We start from the raw sequence: 22,421 nt of genomic DNA on the forward strand, positions 1-22,421 counted from the left end.
CAGTAGTCTGTGCCCCGTACCCGACCACGGAACGTCGATCATGCTCCACTTGCTGCTGACTACCCTGCTGCCGATCATCCTGCTGATTGCCCTGGGTACTTTCCTGCGCCTGCGTGGCTTTCTCGCCGATAACTTCTGGCCCGGCGCCGAGCGCCTGAGCTATTACGTACTGCTGCCGTCGCTGTTCCTCCATGGCCTGGCCACCGCCAACCTCGATGGCGTACCGGTGCTGGGCATGGTCGGCGTGCTGATGCTCTCGACCCTGGCCGGGGCCGTGCTGCTGGTGCTGTACCAGGGCGCCATGAACCACGACGGTGCCGACTTCACCTCGGTGTTCCAGGGCGGTATCCGCTTCAACAACTACATCGGCGCCACCCTTGCAGCGGGTATCTACGGCAGCGCCGGCATTGCCCTGGCAGCGGTGGCCAACGCCGCCATCGTGCCACTGGTCAACCTGCTTTGCGTGTTGGTGTTCGCCCGCTTCAGCGCCCGCCATAGCTCACCGGCCACGGTGCTGCGGGCCATCTTCGCCAACCCCTTGATCGTCGGTTGCGCCGGCGGGTTGCTGCTGCGCGCCAGCGGGCTGGGTTTGCCAGCGGGTATCGAACCCACGGTCAAGGCCCTGGGCCAGGCCGCCCTGCCGCTGGGCCTGCTGTGCGTCGGCGCAGCCCTGGGTGGTGCCCGCCTGGGCCAGCAGGTGCGCCCGCTGATGGCGGCGTCGGCATTCAAGTTCCTGGTCATGCCGCTGACCACCTGGGGCTTGTGCCGCCTGCTTGGCCTGGGTGGCCAGGCAGCGGTGGTGGCGGTGCTGTTCCAGGCACTGCCGACCGCGTCATCTTCCTATGTGATGGCCCGGCAAATGGGCGGTAACGCACCGCTGATGGCCACCATCATCGCCCTGCAGACCGTGTTGGCCGCCGCCACCCTGCCTTTGGTGCTGATGCTTGCGCTTGGCTAGACTGTGAACCAGCCCACAGTTCGGGAGCTTGCATCATGCGCCTTTCGTGGATGGTGATCGGCCTGGTTTCGGCCCTGCTCGCAGGCCCCTTGCACGCGGCCGACCCGGCCAAGGCTGCCGTCGCCGAGGACAAGGCCGAGGTGCTCGAGGAAAAAGTGGTGAATGACACACCACCCCCGAAAAAGGCCGAGACCCTCACACCGGGCGAAGCACAGGCAGTGGACCCGGCCGGCCAGGCGCCGCTGGATGACAGCATCACCTGCCTGGCCCGCACCATTTACTGGGAGGCCAAGGGTGCCGACGCCGAAGACATGGCCGCCGTGGCCAACGTCGTGCTCAACCGCCTGGGCCACGATGGCTTTCCGGATACCATCTGCGGCGTGGTCAAGCAGGGTGTGGAAAGCAAAGCCTGCCAGTTCTCCTGGTGGTGCGACGGGCGCCCGGACCAGGTCGAAGAAGCGCAACGCTACGACATTGCCAAGGAAATCGCGCGCAAGGCGCTCAACCAGCAGTTGAAAGACCGCACCGGGGGTGCCTTGTACTTCCATGACCGCAATGTGCACCCGGACTGGGCCAAAGCCTACCGCCGGACGGCGCAGACCAGGCATTTTCTGTTCTATAAACCGAACCAGGCGGTGGCGCGCTGATAGACGCCGGGCGCCAGCAAATCGGCAGACAGGCGTGGTTCGATAGGAATGATTACCAACTATTCGCACTTTTCAGATGATCAGTGGTCTACTTCCTCTTTTACCGCCAGCAACGAATGCCGGCGTTTTCATTGCTTTGCACGATCCCGGGCCAAAAGCCCCGGGCTTGTGTAGGATGAGCAGCGCAAACCACGACGCTGCCAGTCATAGGGAGATCCACATGCGCGTCCTGTCATCCGTTGCCGCCTTGTCGCTGGGCCTGCTCGTCTCGGCCGGGGCCATGGCTGCCACCGGCGAAGAAGCGCAACTGATCGATTCGATCAATGTCTACCGCAGCAAGGCCCAGCCCTGCGGTGGCGAAGCGTCGTTGGAGCTGCCACCGCTCAACAGCGATACCCGCCTGGCGCTGTCGCCAGAGGGTACCCGCGACCTGCAGCAGGCCATGACCCGCGCCGCCTACCCGATGGTCAATGTGCAGGCCATCAGCCTGTCGGGGCCGCGTGATGCGCGCGCTGCCATGCATGCCATCGAAGAGAGCTTCTGCCAGGTGGTGCTCGACCCGCAGTTCGTCGATATCGGCGTCAGCCAGGAAGGCCGCGACTGGCGCATCGTGCTGGCCCGGCCGCTGCTCAGTGGCCGCCTGGGTGACTGGCAGGCCGAGGGACAGAAGGTGCTGCAGGAGATCAACGCCGCGCGCAAGGTGCCGCGCCAATGCGGTGGCCAGCCCTTTGCCGCCGCCCCCGCACTGAGCTGGAGCACGGTGCTGGCCGGGGTTGCCGCCAACCACACCCGGGCCATGGCCAACCAGAACTTCTTCGACCACATCGACAAGGATGGCCGCACCCCCGGTGACCGGGCAGAGCTGGCCGGCTACCTGTACCAGCAGATCGGCGAAAACATCGCCGCCGGGCGTGACACCGCGCGCAAGGTGGTCGATGGCTGGCTGGATAGCCCGGGGCATTGCGCGACGCTGATGAACCCGGACTTCCGTGAGCTGGGCGCTGCGTATGCAGTGGACCCGAAGAGTGATGCGGGGATTTACTGGACAGGGTTGTTCGGGACGCCGCAGTAGGCCGGCTCCCACAGGACTCATTCAAATAGCAGGGACCCTGTGGGAGCGGCTTTAGCCGCGAACACCGGCGCAGCCGGTGCCATGCACCGCGGTGGCTTCTTCGCGGGTAAACCCGCTCCCACAGGGTACGTGGACCGCTTGTGAATTCAGTTCTCTACGTGACAGCGCAGCTCAAGGGCCGTGCAACCAAACCGTCGCCGCACGCACTTGCCCAGGTAACTGGCATCGCCCAGGCCCACTTCATCGGCAATCTGCGCCAGGCTGTGGCTGGAATTGAGCAGGCGCCAACGCGCCTGTTGCAGGCGCATCTCCAGCCACCAGGCCTTGGCGCTCATGCCATGGCTGGCGTGAAACTGCCGGTCCAGCTGGCGCCGGCTGATGCCCAGCTCAGCCGCCAGCTGCTCCGCGGTCAACGGCGTACCCAGGTGATGACGCATCAATGCCTGCGCGCGCTGCACCTGCCGCCCCTGCCCGACCCCCAGCTCCAACGAGCGCAAGGCATGGCGGCTGTCACGGGTTTCATCCACCAGCATGTCGGCCAGGCCCTTCAGCGCCCTGGCCCTCCCGCAGGCGCGTGACAACAGCGCGACGGCCAGGTCGATGGCCGCGGTGCCGCCGGCGCAGGTGATGCGGCTACCGTCGATGCAATACAGCTGCTCACTCAGCACCTGCAAATGCGGGAAGGCCGCACGAAATTCGGCTTCGTGGCGCCAGTGCACCACTACCTTGTGCCCCTGCAGCAACCCGCAGGCAGCCAACAGGAAAGCACCGTTGTCGACCGCCACCAGCTTGACGCCAGCCTTGCCAGCCTGCCTCAGCAAGGCCCGGTAGCGAGGCGCCAGCGCGGCAGTGGCCAGCGCGTTGCGCCCGCCGAACACCACCAGGTAGTCGAAACTGGCCAGCTCGAGCTGGCCAGCGACGGCCTCGACCTGCACCACCGCGCCACTGCTCGAAGGCACCGGGTCGAGTGTCAGCCCTGCAACAGTCCAGCTGCAGTAGCGCTGCTGGCTGTAGTCCTCGTCGTCGGCGCTGAAACGCAACTTGTCGAGAAAGGCACCGAACGGCAGCAGGGCAAAATCCGGTAACGGCAAGATCAGCAAGCGGATGTCGGGCTGCATTGGCTTCGCGTCCAGAAACGACCATTCAATGTCCGGATCATACCCTTGCCGGCCAAGGTCGGCGCCATAGACTGACGCCCTCTCCATCAACAAGGCATTTCCCACCATGGCACTCGACACCTGGCTCATCTATCTGCTGGCCAGCATCGGCCTGTCGCTGACCCCAGGCCCCAACAGCCTGCTGGCCCTGACCCACGGTGCCCTGTATGGCGCACGCCGGACGTTGTTCACCATCATCGGCGGGGTGTTTGGCTTCAGCGCCCTGATTGCCTTGGCCATGTTCGGCCTCAGCGCATTGCTGCAGGCCTCGGCCTCGGTGCTGAGCGTGCTCAAGTGGGTGGGTGGCGCCTATCTGGTCTGGCTGGGTATCCAGCTGTGGCGCAGCCCGGGCCTGCACCTGGAACTGACCACTCAAAGTGCGCGGCTGGGCAATGTTGGCCTGTTCCGCCAGGGCCTGCTGTCGGCCATGGCCAACCCCAAGGTGCTGCTGTTCTACGGCGCTTTCCTGCCGCAGTTCATCGACCCGCAGCGTGGGTTGCTGCTGCAGTTCGTGGTGATGGCGGCGACCTTTGCCAGTGTCGAGTTCCTGGTCGAATACCTGTTGGCACGCCTGGCGTTTCGCATCCGGCCATGGCTGGCCAAGGGCGGCAAGGGCTTCAACCGCTGCTGCGGCAGCCTGTTTGCCTTGATTGGTGTGGCGTTGCCGCTTGGGCGGTAGCACTATGCAAAGGCTGTCGCGATCGTACAGGGATCGCGACAACCTGCGGGCTCGCATTCAACCCCGGCGTGCTTTGGTCAGGAAGATGATCAAGGCCACGCCCGGCAACCCCGCCCCCACCAGCGCCACACCGTGCCAGCCGAACTGGCTGAACACCGCGCTGGCCACCGCCGAACCCAGCGCCCCACCCAGGAAGATGCTGGTCATGTACACCGCGTTCAGCCGCCCGCGGCTGGCCGGGTCCAGCGCATACACTTCACGCTGGCCGATGACCATGTTCATCTGCACCGCAAAATCCAGCAGCACGCCAGTCAGCCCCAGGCCGATCACGCTGTAGCCCGGCACGGTCAGCCCCAGCAACAGTGCCGCCGGTGCCAGTAACAACGCCAACAGCGAACCGGCCCGGGCATGCCCGGCATCGGCCAGGCGGCCGGCCATGGGTGCGGCGACGGCGCCTACCGCGCCCACCAGGGCGAATACTGCGATCTGGCTCTGCGACAGGCCATGCTCGGTTGCCAGGGCCATCGGCACCGCCGTCCAGTACAGGCTGAACGCCGCGAACATCAACGCCTGGTACAGCGAGCGCTGGCGCAGCAAGGGATAACGGCGCAGCAGGGTGAGCAGCGACAGCATCAGCCCGGCATAGCTGGCCTTGTGCTCGGGCACCCGCCGCGGCAAGGTCAGGGCCAGCAGCAGGATGATCGCCAGCATCACCCCGGCAGCGCCAATGAACACCGCCCGCCAGCCGAAGTAGTCGGCCACCAGGCTGGACAACGGCCGCGCCAGCAGGATACCCAGCAGCAGGCCGCCCATGATGTTGCCGACCACCCGCCCACGCTGCTGCTCCGGCGCCAGGTGCGCCGCCAGCGGAATGAGCATCTGCACCGCCACGGAACTGAAACCGATCAGCAGTGCATAGCCGAGGAACAGCTGGCCCTGGCCGCTGCTGCTGGTGCCCGCCAGCAGCAGGCTGACGCAGGCCAGCACGGCGGTAGACACCATCAAGCGGCGGTTTTCCAACAGGTCGGCCAGCGGTACCAGCAACAGCAGGCCCAAGGCATAGCCAAGCTGCGTGAGCGAAACGATGAGGCTGGCATGCTCGGTGGACAGCCCCAGGTCCGGGGCGATCAGGCCGACGATGGGCTGGGCATAGTAGATATTGGCGACGATCGCGCCGCAGCAGAACGCCAGCAGGGCGACCAGGGCCCGGCTGAGGCCGGTGGCGGCAGGCTGCGCGGCGGCAAGGGAGGGATTCATGCGAGTGTCCTCGGCGATGGCTGGAATATGCCGGCCACCTTACCCAGACGCACTCCTGGCGAGAATCCAGCGCTGGCGCAACAGGGCTTTGCGCACTGCGCAACACTAGGTGCTGCGCTGCAACAGGTTTTCGCAAAAGTCGATGAACGCATTCACCCGCCGTGAACCACGATGATTGGGCAGATACAAGGCGTTGATGCTGTCATTGGCAGCGCCGGGGCTGGCCTGCCAATCGGGGAACAGCCGCTGCAGGCGCCCGGCCGCCACATCCTCACGCACCAGCCAGTCGGCCAGCAGCGCGATGCCGCTGCCCGCCAGCGCGGTTTCGCGCAGCATGTCGGCATTGGCACTGCGCAACGGCCCGCTCACGTCCAGTTCCAGACTGTCCTGCCCACGGGCCAGGCGCCAGGGGCGGCCTTTCTGCCCGTAGCGAAAGCGCAGGCAGGCGTGCTCGAGCAGCTGCCGCGGATGCTCCAGCGCGTCACGCCCGGCCAGGTAGCCCGGGCTGGCCACCAGCCAGCGCTGGAAGCGACCCAGCTGGCGGCATACCAGCTCGTCATTGGGCGAGGGGTCGCCCAGGCGGATCGACAGGTCATAGCGCCCGTCAAGCAGGTCATCCAGGCGGTCGCTAAGGTCGATGTCCAGCTCCAGAGCCGGATGTTGCGCCAGGAACGGCCCCAGGTGCGGGGCGATGACCCACCTGCCGAACTCCACCGGCAAGCACAGGCGCAATACACCGACAGGCTCCTCGCCCCGGTCGGCGACACTGGCATCGGCCTCGTCCAGGGCCTCGAAAATACCCCGCGCGCGCTCGTAATAACGGGCGCCGGCCTCGGTCAGGCTGACCTGGCGCGTGGAGCGGTTGAGCAAGGTGGCGCCCAACGCCGCTTCCAGGGCATCGACCAGGCGCGTCACCGACGATGTCGCCAGCCCAAGCTGGCGTGCGGCGGCAGAAAAGCCCTGGGCATCGACGGTGGCCACGAACATTTTCATCGCCAGGAGTTTGTCCATTTGTTGCCCGTCTTCCAAATCCCGGAAAGTTCTTACAAACAGCCGGGCCGGTCAAGAAGCGCGGCGCACGGCAATTGCGTCCATAGTGGAACTACCCCCTTCCAAGCGAGGTTTTCCATGATCCCGACCAACCTGCTGACTGCCCTGCCCCCTTGCGACCCCACCAGCTCCGAACGGGTCGACCAACTGCTCAGCCGCCCGGGTGTGCGTGTGGAGCGTATCGTTTCCAGCGGCCAGGCCAGCCCGCCCGGTTTCTGGTACGACCAGGCCGAAGGCGAATGGATCGTGCTGCTCAGTGGCGCCGCCGGCCTGCGCTTCGAGCACGAGAGCCATACCCGCCTGCTGGCGCCGGGCGATTGCCTGGACATCCCGCCGCATTACCGCCACCGCGTGGAATGGACCGCCCCCGGCACCGCTACCATCTGGCTCGCGGTGTTCTACAGCAGCGGCGCACCGTGGCCAACATGAAACGGTGGCCGCCTGTAGGAGCAGCCTTGTGCTGCGAAGGGGCCAGTCCTGCCGACACACCCGCTGCACTCGTAGCGGCCTCTTCGCAGCACAAGGCTGCTCCTACACAGAGCACACCGCCGACCTTCACACTCAAACAAAGCCTGAGTGCCCGTTACATGAATCAGCACGAACACCTCATAAGATGCAATTTTAAGCGCATGATCTAGACTTTTAGCCACACCTTGCAGAGTTCAACCCTGCGACAATCCGCCCCACAAAATTATGTACCAACTTGTTAATTAGCAAGCTAAGAGATTACACTGCGCGCATTCCACCTGCTGAGATCCCTGGCATGAAAGAAACACCGCGCGCCTCTGGCGCCACAAACATCATCCTGGTCGGCCTGGGCGTGATCATCGCCCTGCTCGGCCTCCTCCTGGCTGCGGGCGGCGTCAAGCTGGCCGGCCTGGGAGGTTCCTGGTACTTCCTGATCGGCGGCCTGGCCATGGCCATCGCCGGCGTTCTCATCGCTCGCCGCAAGCCGGCTGGCGCCTGGCTGTACGCGGCGTTCCTGGTCGGCACTGCCATCTGGGCGCTGATCGACGCAGGCCTGGTGTTCTGGCCGCTGTTCTCGCGCCTGTTCATGTTCGGCGCAATCGGCATGGTGGTGGCACTGGTCTACCCGCTGCTGGCCCGTGCCAATGGCACCAGCGCCGGCCGCGGTGCCTATGGCGTTGCCGGGGTGATGGCCGTGCTGCTGGTGGTCGCCGCCGGCAACATGTTCGTCGCCCACCCAAGCGTCGCCCCCACCGGCAAAGGCCCGGGCATGACCCCGGTCGAGGCCGGCAAGGCGCAGAAGGACTGGGCTCACTACGGCAACACCGAAGGTGGCAGCCGCTTCGCCGCGCTGGACCAGATCAACCGCGACAACGTCAACAAGCTGAAAGTGGCCTGGACCTACCGCACCGGTGACGTGGCGCTCAGCGACGGCAACGGCGCCGAAGACCAGCTGACCCCGCTGCAGGTCGGCAACAAGGTGTTCATCTGCACCCCGCACAACAACCTGATCGCCCTTGATGCCGACACCGGCAAAGAGCTGTGGAAGAACGCGATCAACGCCCAGTCCAAGGTCTGGCAGCGTTGCCGTGGCATGGCCTACTTCGACGCCACTGCCGCCATCGCCCAGCCGACCCAGCCGAACAGCTCGCCAATCACCGCGGCCAGCGTACCGGCCGGTGCCAACTGCCAGCGTCGCCTGCTGACCAACACCATCGATGGCCGCCTGATTGCCGTCGACGCCGACACCGGCGAGTTCTGCCAGGGCTTCGGCAACAACGGCCAGGTCGACCTCAAGGCCGGCCTGGGCGATGTGCCGGACTCCTACTACCAGCTGTCCTCGGCCCCACTGATGGCCGGCACCACCGTGGTGGTCGGCGGCCGCGTCGCCGACAACGTCCAGACCGACATGCCAGGCGGCGTGATCCGTGGTTTCGACGTGATCACGGGTGAAATGCGCTGGGCCTTCGACCCCGGCAACCCGGAAGATCGCCAGGCGCCGCAGGGCGACAGCACCTATGTGCGCAGCACCCCCAACAGCTGGGCCCCGATGTCCTACGACCCGGCGATGAATACCGTGTTCCTGCCGATGGGCTCGTCGTCCACCGACATCTACGGTGTCGAACGCAGCAAGCTGGACCACACTTATGGCGCTTCGGTACTGGCGCTGGACGCCACCACCGGCAACCAGAAGTGGGTGTTCCAGACCGTGCACAACGACCTGTGGGACTTCGATCTGCCGATGCAGCCGAGCCTGATCGATTTCACCAAGGACGACGGCCAGTCGGTACCTGCAGTGGTAATCGGCACCAAGGCCGGGCAGATCTACGTGCTCGACCGCGCCACCGGCAAGCCGCTGACCCAGGTCGACGAAGTACCGGTCAAGCCAAGCAACATCCCCAACGAGCCGTACTCGCCAACCCAGCCGAAGTCGGTGGGCATGCCGCAGATCGGCGCGCAGACCCTGACCGAATCGGACATGTGGGGCGCAACCCCGTACGACCAGCTGCTGTGCCGCATCGACTTCAAGAAAATGCGCTACGACGGCCTGTACACCGCACCGGGCACCGACCTGTCGCTGAGCTTCCCGGGTTCGCTGGGCGGCATGAACTGGGGCAGCATTTCCACCGACCCGGTACATGGTTTCATCTTCGTCAACGACATGCGCCTGGGCCTGTGGATCCAGATGATCCCGTCGCAGAACAAGGGCGGTGCCGCTTCCGGTGGCGAAGCGCTGAACACCGGCATGGGTGCAGTACCGCTCAAGGGCACCCCGTATGCAGTAAACAAGAACCGCTTCCTGTCGGTGGCCGGCATTCCGTGCCAGGCGCCGCCATTCGGCACCCTGACCGCTATCGACATGAAGACCCGCCAGGTGGCGTGGCAGGTACCTGTGGGTACCGTCGAGGACACCGGCCCGCTCGGCATCCGCATGCACCTGCCGATCAAGATCGGCCTGCCGACCCTCGGCGGCACCCTGTCCACCCAGGGCGGCCTGGTGTTCATCGCCGGCACCCAGGACTTCTACCTGCGCGCCTACGACAGCAGCAACGGCAACGAAATCTGGAAGGCTCGCCTGCCAGTGGGCAGCCAGGGCGGCCCGATGACCTACGTTTCGCCGAAAACCGGCAAGCAGTACGTGGTGGTCACGGCTGGCGGCGCGCGCCAGTCGACTGACCGTGGCGACTACGTGATTTCTTACGCCTTGCCGTAACACCGCGTCGCCCCCTTCGCGGGTAAACCCGCTCCCACAGGAACTGCACAGTTTGCAAGGGCAGTGAAAATCCTGTGGGAGCGGGTTCACCCGCGAAGAGGCCTTAGAAGACAACCCGAGATTCAGCAATGCCATCCGCAATTCGCATCACCCCCACCCTGTTGCTGGCCCTCGCCAGCAGCACCGCCCTGGCCGACGGCGACCTGATGACCCGCAGCACCCTGACCGGTGACTGGGGCGGCCTGCGTCACCAGCTGGAAGAAGACGGCGTCAGGTTCACCGGCGACTACAGCGGCGAAACCGCCTACAACGCCCACGGTGGCCTGCACCGCTCGGCGCGCTACTCGCAAAACCTGAAACTGGGCGTGCAGTTCGACCTGTCGAAACTGTATGGCCTGGACAACGGCGGCAAGGTCCAGCTGACCATCAACGACCGCCGCGGCAACAGCGCCTCGGAAGACCTGGTGGGCAACCGCCTGCCGATCCAGGAAAACTTCGGTGGCCTGTACACCCGCCTGACCGAGCTGAGCTACGAGCGTACCCTGTTCACCCCGGCGCTCAACGTCAAGCTCGGCTACATGGCCATGGGCAACGACCTCGGCGGCCTGGACAGTGGCATCCTGTGCAACTTCATGAACGCCGGCTTCTGCGGCCACCCGCTGAACATGTCTGGCGGCAGTGGCTGGACCAATTACCCCAATGCCCACCTGGGCGTGCGGGTGAAGTACGACCTGTCGCCATCCTGGCAACTGCGTGTGGCGGCGTTCAACGTCGACCCGGAAAGCAACGGCAACTCCAGCCGCGCCTGGCACCTGGGCCCCAAGCACACCACCGGCACCGTGGTACCGGTAGAGCTGGTCTACAAGCTGCAGGGCGAGCTGCCTGGCGAGTACAAACTGGGCTACTACTACGACAGCTCCGATGTGAAGCGCATCGGCAGCGACGAGGAAGTGTCCGGCCGCGGCGGCCACTATCTGCTGGTCGACCAGGCCGTGTGGAACGACCAGGGCTTGCCGGGCCGCAGCCTGCATGCCTTCGGCCAGTACTCGGCGTCGAGCAAGGCCGCATCGCCATTCACCAAGTGGTATGGCGCCGGCGTGGTGCTGTACAAGCCGTTCGCAGGCCGCGCGAAGGATACTGTGGCCCTGGGCTATGGCCGTGCCGTACCCAACCCGCGTAGCCGCGAGGTGCTGGAAGATGCCGCGTTCGATGCCGGGCAGCAGTTCCCCGATATCGACAGCGCCGAGCAGCTGGTCGAGCTGAGCTATGGCTACCAGGCCACGCCGTGGCTGAATCTGCGCCCGGATGTGCAGTACATCATCGAGCCGGGCGCGTTCTCCGGGAAGGACATCGACAACGCGCTGGTGGTTGGCCTGCAGGTCAAGGCTACCTTCTGAAACCTTGACTGGGGCTGCTCTGCAGCCCTTCGCGGGCACGCCCGCGCTCATAGAACAACACATGACTCATTGGTTCGGCGAGGTTCTGTAGGAGCAGCCTTGTGCTGCGAAGAGGCCGGGGCTGACAAAGCCTGTCTATTGGCTGTACCGGCCTCTTCGCAGCACAAGGCTGCTCCTACAAAGGACGCGTCAGACGAGCGATATTGGTTCTCTGCGCGACAGCGCAGCCCAAAGGGCTGGGCAATCTCCCACAGGTATATCGCCGGCTGGCCTGGCGGTGCTGTACCTGTGGGAGCGGGCGTGCCCGCGAAGAGGCCAGCGCAATCAACCCTGCCTGAGGTAATCCACCAGCCTCAGCAACATGGCATCACACCCCCGCAACTGCTCGACACTGACGAACTCATCCGGCTTGTGCCCCTGGTCCATGCTCCCAGGCCCACACACCACAGTCGGGATGCCCGCCTGGTCGAACAGCCCTCCTTCGGTACCAAACGCCACCGTACCGAACTCATCCGAACCACTGAGCAACGCCACCAGGCCTGCCGCCTCGCTATCCGCTGGCGTGGCCAGCCCCGGATATGCACTCAACGGCTGCAGGCGAATGGCGCTGGCGGCATTGACCTTGCGCATGCGCGGCAGCAGTTCGGCCTCGGCATAGGTTTGCAGCTGGTTGGCCACTGCCTGCGCCTCGAACCCCGGCAAAGCCCGTACTTCGAAATCGAATTCGCATTCCGCCGGCACGATGTTCAGCGCCCTGCCCCCTTTGATCACACCGGTCTGCACAGTGGAGAACGGTGGGTCGAAGCGCTCGTCGTGATGCTCCGGCAACGCCAGGGCATCACCGATATCACCCAGCTTGCCGATCAGCTTCGCCGCATACTCGATGGCATTCACCCCATACGGCGCGTACGCCGAGTGGCAGGCCGCGCCATGCACCTGGCAACGCATCGCCAGCTTGCCCTTGTGCCCCAGCACCGGCTTGAGTTCGGTGGGTTCGCCAATCAGGCACAACCGTGGCTTGTGCGGGCGCTGCTCCAGCGCGGCCAGCATCGAGCGCACCCCCAGGCAGCCGACTTCCTCGTCGTAGGAGAACGCCAGGTGCACCGGCATGCGCAACGGCTGGGCGAGAAACACCGGTACAGCCGCCAGCACCGAAGCGATGAAGCCCTTCATGTCGGCCGTGCCGCGGCCATACAGCCGCCCGTCGCGCTCACTCAGGGCAAACGGCTCGACTGTCCAGGCCTGGCCGTCCACCGGCACCACATCGGTATGCCCGGACAGCACCACGCCGCCAACGTCCCGGGGGCCGATGGTGGCGAACAGGTTGGCCTTGGTGCCTTCCGGGTTATGGAACAGTTCGCTTTCCACCCCCAGCTCGGCCAGGTAGTCGCGGATGAAGCTGATCAGTTCGAGGTTGGAATCCCGGCTGACCGTGGCAAAGCCGATCAGCCTGGCCAGCATCGCGCGACTGGCAAATTCACTCATCGCCCGGCACCCCGTAGCTTGGCGCGGCAGTCGGGTTGAGGGCGCGGGTGACGTAGTCCTGCATCTGCGGCCGATATGCCTGCCACAGGCCATCGAGCACACCAATCGGGTCTGCTTCGGCCCAGTCCACACGCAGGTCCACCAGTGGCCAGGTCAGTTCGCCGGCAATCTTCAACGCCGCCGAGTGCACAGGCCCCGCCTCGCCACCTGCGGCCATCGCCGCGTGCATGGCCGCCAGCAGGCGGTCGGCCAGATGCCCGCCGGCTTGTTCAAAGGCCTGCACCATCGCCTCGATCACCTGGGTCGAGGCCAACAGGTTGCCTGCCGCCGCACATTGCTCACCGGCCACGGCGTGGTGGGTGCCCAGGGCTTCCTTGCCAGTGAACAGCGCGACCTGGCCATGGCTGTCGATCACCGTGAGCTGGCGATACTCGCTCCAGCCGTTGGCGCTCAGCACCCGGTCCAGCGCAGCGGCAGGCGGCAACTGGCCCTGTTCCAGGGCATCGAGAATCTGCGGGCCCAGCGCCGGCAAGGTGATGTTCTGGGTGGCGACCGCACCCACACCGGCACGCACCCACGGGCAGCGGGCGCCCACGGCGATGCTCGAAGAGCTGATGGCGATACCGACCTGGCCGGTTTCCTGGCAACGACCGATGATGGAAAAAGTCATGTCATGCTTCCTGTTGTGCTGTGCGATACACGGCATTCTGGGTTGAACCTTTCGGCCGGCGAAACGACCTTTTTCCGAGGGGTTAGGCAGGAAAAAACTTTGCTCTGGCTGAGATCGAGCGCCGCCCGCGCGGCGCTTCGCAGCACAAGGCTGCTCCTACATCTGTTTCGGGCCAATTATTCCTGTCGGCACAGCGCGCGGCCCCTTGGCGTCCAACTGGCAAGCCGCAGAATCCAGGGCCTTCGCCGTTTTATCGGCAAGCCCCAGCTAAATACTATTTTCGCCATTTCCACGGCATCCCTAGTCTGGCCCCAGGCAACGGCGGTCCTCCAAACCGACCTGACAAAAACCGCCTGAACAAGGGCTCGGACATGACACTGAACAACCTCGAAATCGACACCCTCGTCGTCGGCGCCGGCCAGGCCGGCGTGGCCATGAGCGAACACCTGAGCAAGCTTGGCGTGCCGCACCTGGTGCTGGAGCGCAAGCGTATCGCCGAGGCCTGGCGCACCGGCCGCTGGGACTCGCTGGTGGCCAACGGCCCGGTATGGCACGACCGCTTCCCGGGGCTGGAATTCAACCTCGACGCCGACGCCTTCGCCGGCAAGGACCAGGTGGCCGACTACTTCGAGCAGTACGTACGCAAGTACAACCTGCCCGTACGCACCGGCATCGAAGTGAAGAAAGTGCTGCGCAACAGCGACCGCCCCGGTTTTACCATCGAAACCAATGAAGGCGTGATTCGCGCCAACCGCGTGGTCGCCGCCACCGGCCCGTTCCAGAAACCGGTAATCCCGGCCATCGCGCCGAAAGACAGCAACCTGCACCAGATCCACTCCGCTGCCTATTACAACCCCGAGCAGTTGCCAGAAGGCGCTGTGCTGGTGGTCGGCGCCGGCTCCTCCGGCGTACAGATCGCCGAAGAACTGATGCGTGCCGGGCGCCAGGTGTACCTCTCGGTCGGCGCCCACGATCGCCCGCCACGCGCTTACCGCAACCGCGACTTCTGCTGGTGGCTGGGCGTGCTGGGTGAGTGGGATGCGGAGATCGCCAAGCCTGGCCGCGAGCACGTGACCATTGCCGTCAGTGGCGCCCGTGGCGGCCACACCGTGGACTTCCGCGCCCTCGCCCACCAGGGCATGACCCTGGTCGGCCTGACCCAGTCGTTCGAGAACGGCGTGGCACGCTTCCAGGACAACCTGGTCGAGAACATCAACCGCGGCGACGAAAACTACCTGGCCCTGCTCGATGCCGCCGATGCCTACATCGAACGCAACGGCCTGGACCTGCCGGAAGAGCCCGAAGCCCGCAAACGCCTGGCCGACCCGGAGTGCATGCGCAACCCGCTGCAGCAGCTGGACCTGGCCAAGGCCGGCGTCACCAGCATCATCTGGGCTACCGGTTACGGTGTCGACTTCAGCTGGCTGCAGGTAGACACCTTCGACGCCAACGGCAAGCCCCAGCACCAACGCGGCGTGGCCCGCGAGCCGGGTGTGTACTTCCTTGGCCTGCCGTGGCTGTCGCGTCGTGGCTCGTCGTTCATCTGGGGCGTGTGGCACGACGCCAAGCACGTCGCCGGCCACATCGCCACGCAACGCACCTATGCCGCCTACCGCGACCGCGAGCAACGCGCAGCGGATGAGCAGCAGCAACCCAAGATCAGCAACGTCAGCACCCTCGGAGCCCACTGATGCCTACTCATACCCGCATCCGCATGTTCAACACCAAGGCCACCTACCCCAACCAGACCCTGGACAACGACCTATGCCAGGCGGTGCGCGCCGGCAACACCATCTACGTGCGCGGCCAGGTCGGCACCGACTTCGAAGGCAACCTGGTGGGCCTGGGTGACCCACGGGCGCAGACCGAGCAGGCAATGAAGAACGTCAAGCAACTGCTCGAAGAAGCCGGCTCGGACCTGTCGCACATCGTCAAAACCACCACCTACATCACCGACCCGCGCTTCCGCGAGCCGGTGTACAAGGAGGTAGGCAAGTGGCTCAAAGGCGTGTTCCCGATTTCCACCGGGCTGGTGGTGGCCGGGTTGGCCCAGGCCGAGTGGCTAATGGAAATCGATGTGATCGCCGTGGTGCCAGATTCGGTCTGACCGATCGGTTCAACCTGTAGGAGCGGCCTTGTGTCGCGAAAGGGCCGCAACGCGGCCCCAGGATTGATGCGCAACACTTGAAATTGCTGGGGCTGCTTTGCAGCCCTTTCGCGACACAAGGCCGCTCCTACAGGGAACGCGCCCACTTTTGAAATGGGCTAGAAACCCACTGTCGCCGACAGCAGGTAGGTACGCGGCGTAGACAGCGTCAGCCCCGGCTCGCTGTCATCCGAAGCTCCGGCCGAACTCCAGTAGCGGTCGCCCAGCACATTCTCGACACTGGCACGCAAGGTCACCTGAGTGGCATCCACCTTGAACGCATAACGCGCACCCACGTCGTAACGCTCCCAACCGTCGATCTGCTTGCTGTTGTTCTGGTCCAGGTACTGCGAGCTCGAGTGGATGCCCCGCGCCGTCAGGGTCAGGCCGTTCACCCCAGGCACATCCCATTCTGCGCCCAGGTTGACGTTGTACTCGGGCGTGGCCGGCGCGCGGTTGCCATCGTAGGCGCCACGGATGGTGTCGGTCAGTTCGCTGTCGATATACATCACCCCGCCCAGCACACGCACGCCTTGCACGGGCTCGCCGAACACGCTCAGTTCGATACCGCGGTTGTCGCGCTTGCCATTGGGGCCGAACACCCGCGATGTGGGGTTGGTTTCATAGGCGGGCTGGCGGATGCGGAAGGCACTGGCGGTAAAGGCGACCTGGCCCAGGTCGTACTTGGCCCCCACCTCGACCTGGCGGCTGGTGAACGGCGGGAAGATCTGGTCTTCGTTGACCGATGTCGACGGCGCAATCTTTCCTTGGCTCAGGCCCTCCATGTAGTTGGCATACAACGACAGCTGGTCGGTAACCTTAAGCAGCACGCCGCCCGAGGGCGACACCTTCTCTTCATCGTAGGCGGTATCCCCCTTGATGCCGTCGCTCCAGTCATCCACCTGCACCCGCTGCCAACGCGCGCCCAGGGTCAGCAGCAGGCGGTCATCGAAGAAGCCCAGGGTGTCGGCCAGGGCCACGCCGGAAAAGCGGTTTTCCGTGTACACCTCAGGGTCGATGCGGGTTGGCGTGCCCGGTGTCGGCGTGGCCACCGGGTGGTAGAGGTTACTGGGCGCCGAGGCATAGCGGGCGCCGCCGTTGGTGAAGTCCATGTAGAAGTAGGTGGCGGCCAGGTTCAGTTCGTGGCTGACCGGCCCGGTATGGAACCAGTTGCGCACGCCGGCCATGGCGGTACGCACGCTTTCATCCCGGGTGAAGTCGCGCGGCTGCACGGTGAAGTCGCCGGCATCGTTGCTGATGGACACGTTGTGGCGCAGGAAGTCATGGTTGCTCTTGCGCGCGCCGACCGCGCCATAGGCCAGCAGCGACTCGCTGATATCGTACTCGGCATGCAGCGCACCGAAGGTGTCGTTGGTGCGCGCCTTGCTCCAGGCCTGGGCGTAGTTGTGGCGTACGTCGTTGGCGTCCGGCACCTTGGCATTGGCACCGACCAGCACCCGCTCCTGCGGTGCATCGGTATCGCGCTCGGTATGGCCAAGGTCCGCCGAAAGCCGCAGGCGCTCGCCACGAAAGTCCAGGCCCAACACCGCCATTTCACGTTCGACTCGCTGGTGGTCCCATTCGGTATCGCCCGCCTGTTTCACGCCATTGAAGCGCACGCCGAACTGCTGGCCTTCGCCAAAGCGCCGACCAACGTCCACCGCACCGCCTGCCTGACCGGCCGAGGCATAGCTGCCGGTAAACTCGGTGAGCGGCTGGTCGCCGGCTCGCTTGGGCTGCACATTGATGCCGCCGCCGACACTGCCTCGCGGCGAAATGCCGTTGATCAGCTGGCTGGGGCCTTTGATGATGTCGACCCGGTCGGCCATTTCCATGTCGATCGAGTAGGTCGGCAGGATGCCGTACAGGCCGTTGTAGGCCACATCACTGTTGAACAGGCTGAAGCCGCGAATGGTGAACTGCTCGAAGCGCCCACCCGCCGGGTTGGTGGCGCGTACCGATGGGTCGCTGGCGATCAGCTCGCCCAAGGTCCGCGCCTGCTGGTTCTTCACCAGTTCGCTGGTGTAGCTGGTGATGCTGAACGGGGTTTCCATGAAATCGCGCGTGCCGAGCAGGCCCTGTGAACCCTGACGGGCCACCTGGCCACCGGCATAGGGTTGCGTTTCGTTGCCTGCGGCCAGGCCACCGACGATGCTGGTCGGGGCGATTTCAAGCGCACCACCCGCCTGGGGGGCCGGCATCAACGTGAAAGCACCCTCGCCCACCGGCAGCAACTGCAGGCCGCTGCCGCGCAACAGCTGGGTGAAGCCTTCGTCGACGCTGTAGCTGCCGGACAGGCCATTGCTCTGCCGGCCGTTGACCAGCGCCGGGTCCAGCGACAGGCTGACCCCGGCCTGGTCGGCAAACTGGGTAAGTGCCGCACCAAGGTTTGCAGGCGACACCTGATAGCTGCGCCGGGCGGGTTCTTCGGCCCAGGCCGGTGCACACAACAACAGGCTCATGGCGAACAACGGATGTGCCGCACGCGCCAGTGGGCGCAGGCGGCTGGACATGACAACAGGCATTGAACAAGGCTCCCCTTTATTTGCTCCTACCGGTAATGACCGGTGAGCGAAAAAAAGGGGACAGCCTCATGCGCGATTTTCCCGCGCGGCCAGGCTCACCCAGTAACGCGTGCGCGTGTGCACCTGCAACGGCAGGCTGGCGGCGAGCAAGGCCAGCACCCGGTCGGTGTCGTCGAGGCGGAACGTACCGGTCACGCGCAGGGCCTCCAGTTCGGGCGCCCAGCGCAGCACGCCGGGGCGGTACCTGCGCAGCTCGTGCAGCAGCTCGCCCAACGGGCGATCCTCCAGCCGCAGTACCCCTTCGCGCCAGCCCAGCAGCCATGCGTCCAGGCCGGTGACAGGGCCAACCCCGGCCACTTGCAGGCTGGCCTGCTGCCCGGCCTGCAGCAACAGTGCCGGGCCTTGCCGCGGCTGCAGGTTGGCCGTGCCCTTGAGCACCGATACCCGGCAGGCCTGATCGACCAGGCGCAGGCACACCTCGCCGGCATCCAGCGCGACCTGGCCATAGGGCACCTGCAACGTCAGGCTCAGGTTGCCGGGCAACCTGATTGCCACTTCGCCACGCAGCAATGTCAGGCGACGCGCGCCCAGGTCGATATCCACCGCACTGTCGGTGTTCAACTGCACGAATGTGCCATCGCTCAGCAGCACCTGCCGGCGCTCCCCGACCGCGGTGCGCATGTCGGCGACCCAGGCCTCCAGCGGCAGTTCGCGGCTTGCCAGCCAGGCCGCCGGCAACAATGCAGCCACGCCCAGGGCCTGCTTGAGCAGCGCCCGGCGGCCGCTATCCGGGCGGTCCAGGGTGGCCATGGCCAATGCGCCGGGTAGCGCGGAAAAGCGCTGGCGCAACAGCAGTGCCTTTTGCCAGGCGTGTTCGTGCAAGGTGCTGCTGGTGCGCCATTGTTCCAGGCGCTGCAGGTCACCCTCGCTGGCAGCGCCAGAGTCCACCAGCGCCAGCCAGCGCGCGGCGGCCTGCAGTGCCTCGCGGGTTTCGGGGGAATGGCTGGTCATTACAGTTCGGCCAGCAGGCAATGCTCGTAGGCCTGCGCCATGTAGCGTTTGACCGAGCGCTCGCAAACACCCAGGCGCCTGCCGATCTCGGCATAGCCCAGGCCCTCCAGCTGGCTCCAGAGAAAAGCCTTGCGTACCGGCACCTTTAGGCCGTCGAGCAACTCGTCGAGGGCTTGCAGGGTTTCCAGCAGTACCCAACGCTGCTCTGGCGAGGGCACATGCTGCTCGGGCAACTGCGCCAGTGCATCGAGGTAGGCTTGTTCCAGGCTGCGCCGCTGCTGGAAGTTGCTCAGCAGGCGCTTGCCCACGGTCAGCAGGTAGGCACGCGGTTCGCGAATGTCTGCCAGCGGCTGGGCGCTGGCCAGGATACGCAGGAAGGTATCCTGGCTGAGGTCGGCGGCATCCCAGGCATTGCCCATGCGCCGCCGCAGCCAGGTTTCCAGCCAGCCGCGGTGTTCCCGGTACAGGGCAGGCAGGCTATGCTCCGGTGGCGGCGCGGCGTCGATCATGGGGAAGGCCCTGCGGTAGTGTAAATAAGATTAATTCTAATTTACAGCGCACCACAGAACCAAGCGGTTTGTTACCAGTCAGGCAATCGCCGCATCCACCAGCACTTGCGCTTCCTGCACCAGGCGCTGCAGGTGCGCCTCGTCGATGAAGCTTTCGGCGTAGATCTTGTAGATATCCTCGGTGCCCGACGGGCGTGCGGCGAACCAGCCATTGGCGGTCATCACCTTCAGCCCGCCGATCGCCTGGCCGTTGCCCGGCGCATGGCTGAGGATCTGCACGATCGGCTCACCCGCCAGCTCGGTCGACTTCACCTGCTCCGGCGCCAGCTTGCTCAGCAAAGCCTTCTGCCGGGCATCGGCCTTGGCTTCGACACGGGTGGCGAACGGCTTGCCCAGCGCCTCGGTCAGGTCGGCGTAGGCCTGGCTCGGGTTGCGCCCGGTGCGGGCGGTCATCTCGGCAGCCAGCAAGGCCGGGATCAGCCCGTCCTTGTCGGTGGCCCAGACCGAGCCATCGCGGCGCAGGAACGAAGCCCCCGCGCTTTCCTCGCCACCAAAGCCCAGCGTGCCGTCGAACAGGCCCTGGGCGAAGAACTTGAAGCCCACCGGTACTTCGTACAGTTCACGGCCCAGGCGCTGGGTGACGCGATCGATCAGGCCACTGGACACCACGGTCTTGCCGACGGCGGCATCGCTGCGCCATTGCGGGCGGTGGCGGTACAGGTAGTCGATGGCCACGGCCAGGTAGTTGTTCGGCTGCAGCAGGCCATCGGGGGTGACGATGCCATGGCGATCGTGGTCCGGGTCGCAGGCGAAGGCCACGTCGAAGCGTTCGCGCAGGCCGATCAGGCCCTGCATGGCATAGGGCGAAGACGGGTCCATGCGGATCTGGCCGTCCCAGTCGACGGTCATGAAGCGGAAGGTCGGGTCGACCTCGGTGTTCACCACTTCCAGGTCCAGCTGGTAATGCTCGGCAATCGCCGACCAGTAGCGCACCCCTGCCCCGCCCAGCGGGTCGACGCCCAGGCGCAGCTTGGCGCCGCGGATGACGTCGAAGTCGATGACGTTTTCCAGGTCGGCCACGTAGTTGCTCACGTAGTCGTGACGCAGGGTGGTGGATGCCTGCAGCGCCTGGGCATGGTCCATGCGCTTGACGCCCGACAGGTCAGCAGCCAGCAGTTCGTTGGCCTTGGCCTCGATCCACTTGGTCACGTCGCTGTCGGCCGGGCCGCCATTGGGCGGGTTGTACTTGAAGCCACCGCTTTGCGGCGGGTTGTGCGACGGGGTGATGACGATGCCGTCGGCCAGGCCCTGCTCGCGGCCACGGTTATGGCAGAGGATGGCATGAGAAACCGCTGGTGTTGGCGTGTATTCGTCGTCCTTGGACAACATTACCTGCACGCCATTGGCAGCCAGCACTTCCAGGGCGCTGGCGGTAGCCGGTGCCGACAGTGCGTGGGTGTCGGCGCCTATGAACAACGGGCCATCGATGCCCTTCTCCTGGCGATACAGGCAGATGGCCTGGGTAATGGCCAGGACGTGGTACTCGTTGAAGCTCAATTCAAGCGAAGTGCCCCGGTGCCCAGAGGTGCCGAAGGCCACCCGCTGGGCCGCCACGGCAGCGTCGGGGCGGCCGGTGTAGTAGGCGGTGAGCAGTCGGGGAATATCGACCAGCACGCTGGCCGGAGCCGGCTTGCCTGCCAAAGGACTGAGCGTCATGCAGAAACCTCGAGTTCAACGGATGTTGGTGTTGGAGCGTGCAGTGTACTGAGAGTTGCAATGCCGTGCGATGGGCGGCAGCAAAGAAACATCAGGCCATGCAGCCCGCTTTTTTGTAGGAGCGGCCTCGTGTCGCGATAGGGGTGCGAAGCGCCCCCAGGATCTTCGCACCTTCAGGAATTGTCGGGGCCGCTTTGCGGCCCTTTCGCGGCACAAGGCCGCTCCTACATGGGCCAGCGCATGCCGCTCATTTGCCTCATGACGGTCTAGAGTAGAAACCATGCACCCCGCAAAAGAGACCCCATGGCTTTCCACCGCCTGACCCACACCCACCCGCGCCTGAGCATCGCCACTGTGGTCGGCCTGCTCGGCGCCTGGCTGATCCCCGCCAGCGACAGCGTGCAGCACATCCTCGCCGGCTGGAACCTTGGCGTATGGCTGTACCTGCTGCTGGTGCTCTACCTGACCTTGAGCGCCAATGCGGAAAAGGTACGCAAGGTCGCCCGCGTCGAAGACGAAAACGCCGGCCTGGTCCTGCTCACCGTGTGCATCGCCGCCATCGCCAGCCTCGCCGCCGTCACCCTGCAACTGGTGTCCAGCCGTGGCCTGCAAGGCACGGCGCTGGTCGTGCACTACCTCTACACCGGCCTGACCGTGGCCGGTTCCTGGCTGTTGATCGGCTGCATTTTCAGCCTGCACTACGCGCGGCTGTTCTATACCGGACAAAACCACGAACCGCCGCTGCGCTTCGCCGATGGCGAACGCAACCCCGATTACTGGGACTTCCACTATTTCTCGTTCACCATCAGCGTGGCGGTACAAACCTCCGACGTGGGCATCGCCGGGCGGGAGTTGCGGCGGGTAGTGCTGGCACATTCACTAGTGGGATTCGTATTCAACACGGCGATCCTGGGATTCACCATCAATATCGCTGCCGGGTTGCTCGGCTGATCACACCGCT

At 65.2% G+C, this 22,421-nt stretch carries 19 protein-coding genes; 10 read left to right on the top strand and 9 right to left on the bottom strand.

Translation table 11 applies throughout. The features are described 5' to 3' along the window. The first annotated feature begins 40 nt into the window (after nt 1-40). The 3 genes from WM94_RS15620 (at nt 41) to WM94_RS15630 (ending at nt 2,677) form a co-directional block, all read left to right on the top strand. Nucleotides 41-958, top strand: coding sequence for an AEC family transporter (locus WM94_RS15620; RefSeq protein ID WP_013972955.1), 918 nt, complete (start codon nt 41-43; stop codon nt 956-958). A 35-nt stretch (nt 959-993) separates the two neighbouring features. Continuing rightward, nucleotides 994-1,605, top strand: coding sequence for a cell wall hydrolase (locus WM94_RS15625; protein ID WP_039614203.1), 612 nt, complete (start codon nt 994-996; stop codon nt 1,603-1,605). 220 nt (nt 1,606-1,825) lie between these two features. Further along, nucleotides 1,826-2,677 carry a CAP domain-containing protein gene (locus WM94_RS15630; RefSeq protein ID WP_061551610.1) on the top strand — a complete coding sequence of 284 codons (852 nt, stop codon included), beginning with the start codon at nt 1,826-1,828 and terminating at the stop codon, nt 2,675-2,677. A gap of 146 nt (nt 2,678-2,823) precedes the next feature. On the opposite strand, the gene WM94_RS15635 is transcribed toward WM94_RS15630, so the two are convergent. After that, complete coding sequence (locus WM94_RS15635) at nt 2,824-3,795, bottom strand: GlxA family transcriptional regulator (protein ID WP_061551611.1); 972 nt, start codon at nt 3,793-3,795, stop codon at nt 2,824-2,826. A gap of 106 nt (nt 3,796-3,901) precedes the next feature. Between WM94_RS15635 and WM94_RS15640 the strand changes: the two genes are divergently transcribed. Next, entirely contained in the window at nt 3,902-4,513 is a 612-nt protein-coding gene (locus WM94_RS15640) for a LysE family translocator (protein ID WP_061551612.1), read from the top strand. 57 nt (nt 4,514-4,570) lie between these two features. Here WM94_RS15640 and WM94_RS15645 read toward each other — a convergent pair whose 3' ends face one another. Together WM94_RS15645 and WM94_RS15650 are read right to left on the bottom strand one after the other, a co-directional pair. Further along, on the bottom strand, nt 4,571-5,770 hold the full coding sequence (locus WM94_RS15645; protein WP_061551613.1) for an MFS transporter: 1,200 nt from the start codon (nt 5,768-5,770) through the stop codon (nt 4,571-4,573). Between the two features lie 105 nt (nt 5,771-5,875). Next, on the bottom strand, nt 5,876-6,781 hold the full coding sequence (locus tag WM94_RS15650; RefSeq protein WP_061551614.1) for a LysR family transcriptional regulator: 906 nt from the start codon (nt 6,779-6,781) through the stop codon (nt 5,876-5,878). A gap of 117 nt (nt 6,782-6,898) precedes the next feature. Here WM94_RS15650 and WM94_RS15655 point away from each other — a divergent pair, with 117 nt between their 5' ends. From WM94_RS15655 to WM94_RS15665, 3 genes are all read left to right on the top strand, one after another. Continuing rightward, the gene (locus tag WM94_RS15655; protein WP_061551615.1) at nt 6,899-7,249 is read left to right on the top strand and encodes a cupin; all 351 of its coding nucleotides are present in this window, start codon (nt 6,899-6,901) and stop codon (nt 7,247-7,249) included. 334 nt (nt 7,250-7,583) lie between these two features. Continuing rightward, entirely contained in the window at nt 7,584-10,001 is a 2,418-nt protein-coding gene (locus WM94_RS15660; protein ID WP_015270674.1) for a glucose/quinate/shikimate family membrane-bound PQQ-dependent dehydrogenase, read from the top strand. A 128-nt stretch (nt 10,002-10,129) separates the two neighbouring features. Then, nucleotides 10,130-11,398, top strand: a complete 1,269-nt coding sequence (locus WM94_RS15665) for a carbohydrate porin (protein ID WP_061551616.1) — start codon at nt 10,130-10,132, stop codon at nt 11,396-11,398. A gap of 324 nt (nt 11,399-11,722) precedes the next feature. Here WM94_RS15665 and argE read toward each other — a convergent pair whose 3' ends face one another. Both argE and WM94_RS15675 read right to left on the bottom strand, forming a co-directional pair. After that, complete coding sequence (argE, locus tag WM94_RS15670) at nt 11,723-12,883, bottom strand: acetylornithine deacetylase (RefSeq protein ID WP_061551617.1); 1,161 nt, start codon at nt 12,881-12,883, stop codon at nt 11,723-11,725. Beyond that, a complete protein-coding gene (locus WM94_RS15675) occupies nt 12,876-13,553 on the bottom strand; it encodes a DUF1028 domain-containing protein (protein WP_013972966.1) in 678 nt (225 codons plus the stop codon). Before WM94_RS15675 ends, argE begins: the two co-directional genes overlap by 8 nt. Before the next feature lie 371 nt (nt 13,554-13,924). On the opposite strand from WM94_RS15675, the gene WM94_RS15685 reads away from it, so the two are divergent. Both WM94_RS15685 and WM94_RS15690 read left to right on the top strand, forming a co-directional pair. Then, nucleotides 13,925-15,244: an NAD(P)/FAD-dependent oxidoreductase gene (locus tag WM94_RS15685; protein ID WP_015270678.1), complete on the top strand. Its 1,320-nt coding sequence runs from the start codon at nt 13,925-13,927 to the stop codon at nt 15,242-15,244. Beyond that, a complete protein-coding gene (locus tag WM94_RS15690; protein WP_039614193.1) occupies nt 15,244-15,660 on the top strand; it encodes a RidA family protein in 417 nt (138 codons plus the stop codon). Before WM94_RS15685 ends, WM94_RS15690 begins: the two co-directional genes overlap by 1 nt. 158 nt (nt 15,661-15,818) lie before the next feature. Here WM94_RS15690 and WM94_RS15695 read toward each other — a convergent pair whose 3' ends face one another. The 4 genes from WM94_RS15695 to pgm form a co-directional block, all read right to left on the bottom strand. Further along, entirely contained in the window at nt 15,819-18,224 is a 2,406-nt protein-coding gene (locus tag WM94_RS15695; protein WP_061551619.1) for a TonB-dependent receptor, read from the bottom strand. Nucleotides 18,225-18,290: 66 nt separating this feature from the next. Continuing rightward, the gene (locus tag WM94_RS15700) at nt 18,291-19,235 is read right to left on the bottom strand and encodes a FecR domain-containing protein (RefSeq protein ID WP_061551620.1); all 945 of its coding nucleotides are present in this window, start codon (nt 19,233-19,235) and stop codon (nt 18,291-18,293) included. Beyond that, on the bottom strand, nt 19,235-19,744 hold the full coding sequence (locus WM94_RS15705; protein ID WP_061551621.1) for a sigma-70 family RNA polymerase sigma factor: 510 nt from the start codon (nt 19,742-19,744) through the stop codon (nt 19,235-19,237). The genes WM94_RS15700 and WM94_RS15705 overlap by 1 nt, the downstream gene beginning before the upstream one ends. Nucleotides 19,745-19,822: 78 nt before the next feature. Next, nucleotides 19,823-21,460 carry a phosphoglucomutase (alpha-D-glucose-1,6-bisphosphate-dependent) gene (gene pgm / locus WM94_RS15710; RefSeq protein ID WP_061551622.1) on the bottom strand — a complete coding sequence of 546 codons (1,638 nt, stop codon included), beginning with the start codon at nt 21,458-21,460 and terminating at the stop codon, nt 19,823-19,825. Nucleotides 21,461-21,763: 303 nt separating this feature from the next. On the opposite strand from pgm, the gene WM94_RS15715 reads away from it, so the two are divergent. Further along, nucleotides 21,764-22,411, top strand: coding sequence for a DUF1345 domain-containing protein (locus WM94_RS15715; RefSeq protein WP_061304991.1), 648 nt, complete (start codon nt 21,764-21,766; stop codon nt 22,409-22,411). The last annotated feature ends 10 nt before the right edge of the window (nt 22,412-22,421 follow it).

The sequence above is a fragment of the Pseudomonas sp. ABFPK genome (genome assembly GCF_001586765.1).
Taxonomy (GTDB): Bacteria; Pseudomonadota; Gammaproteobacteria; order Pseudomonadales; family Pseudomonadaceae; genus Aquipseudomonas; species Aquipseudomonas asiatica.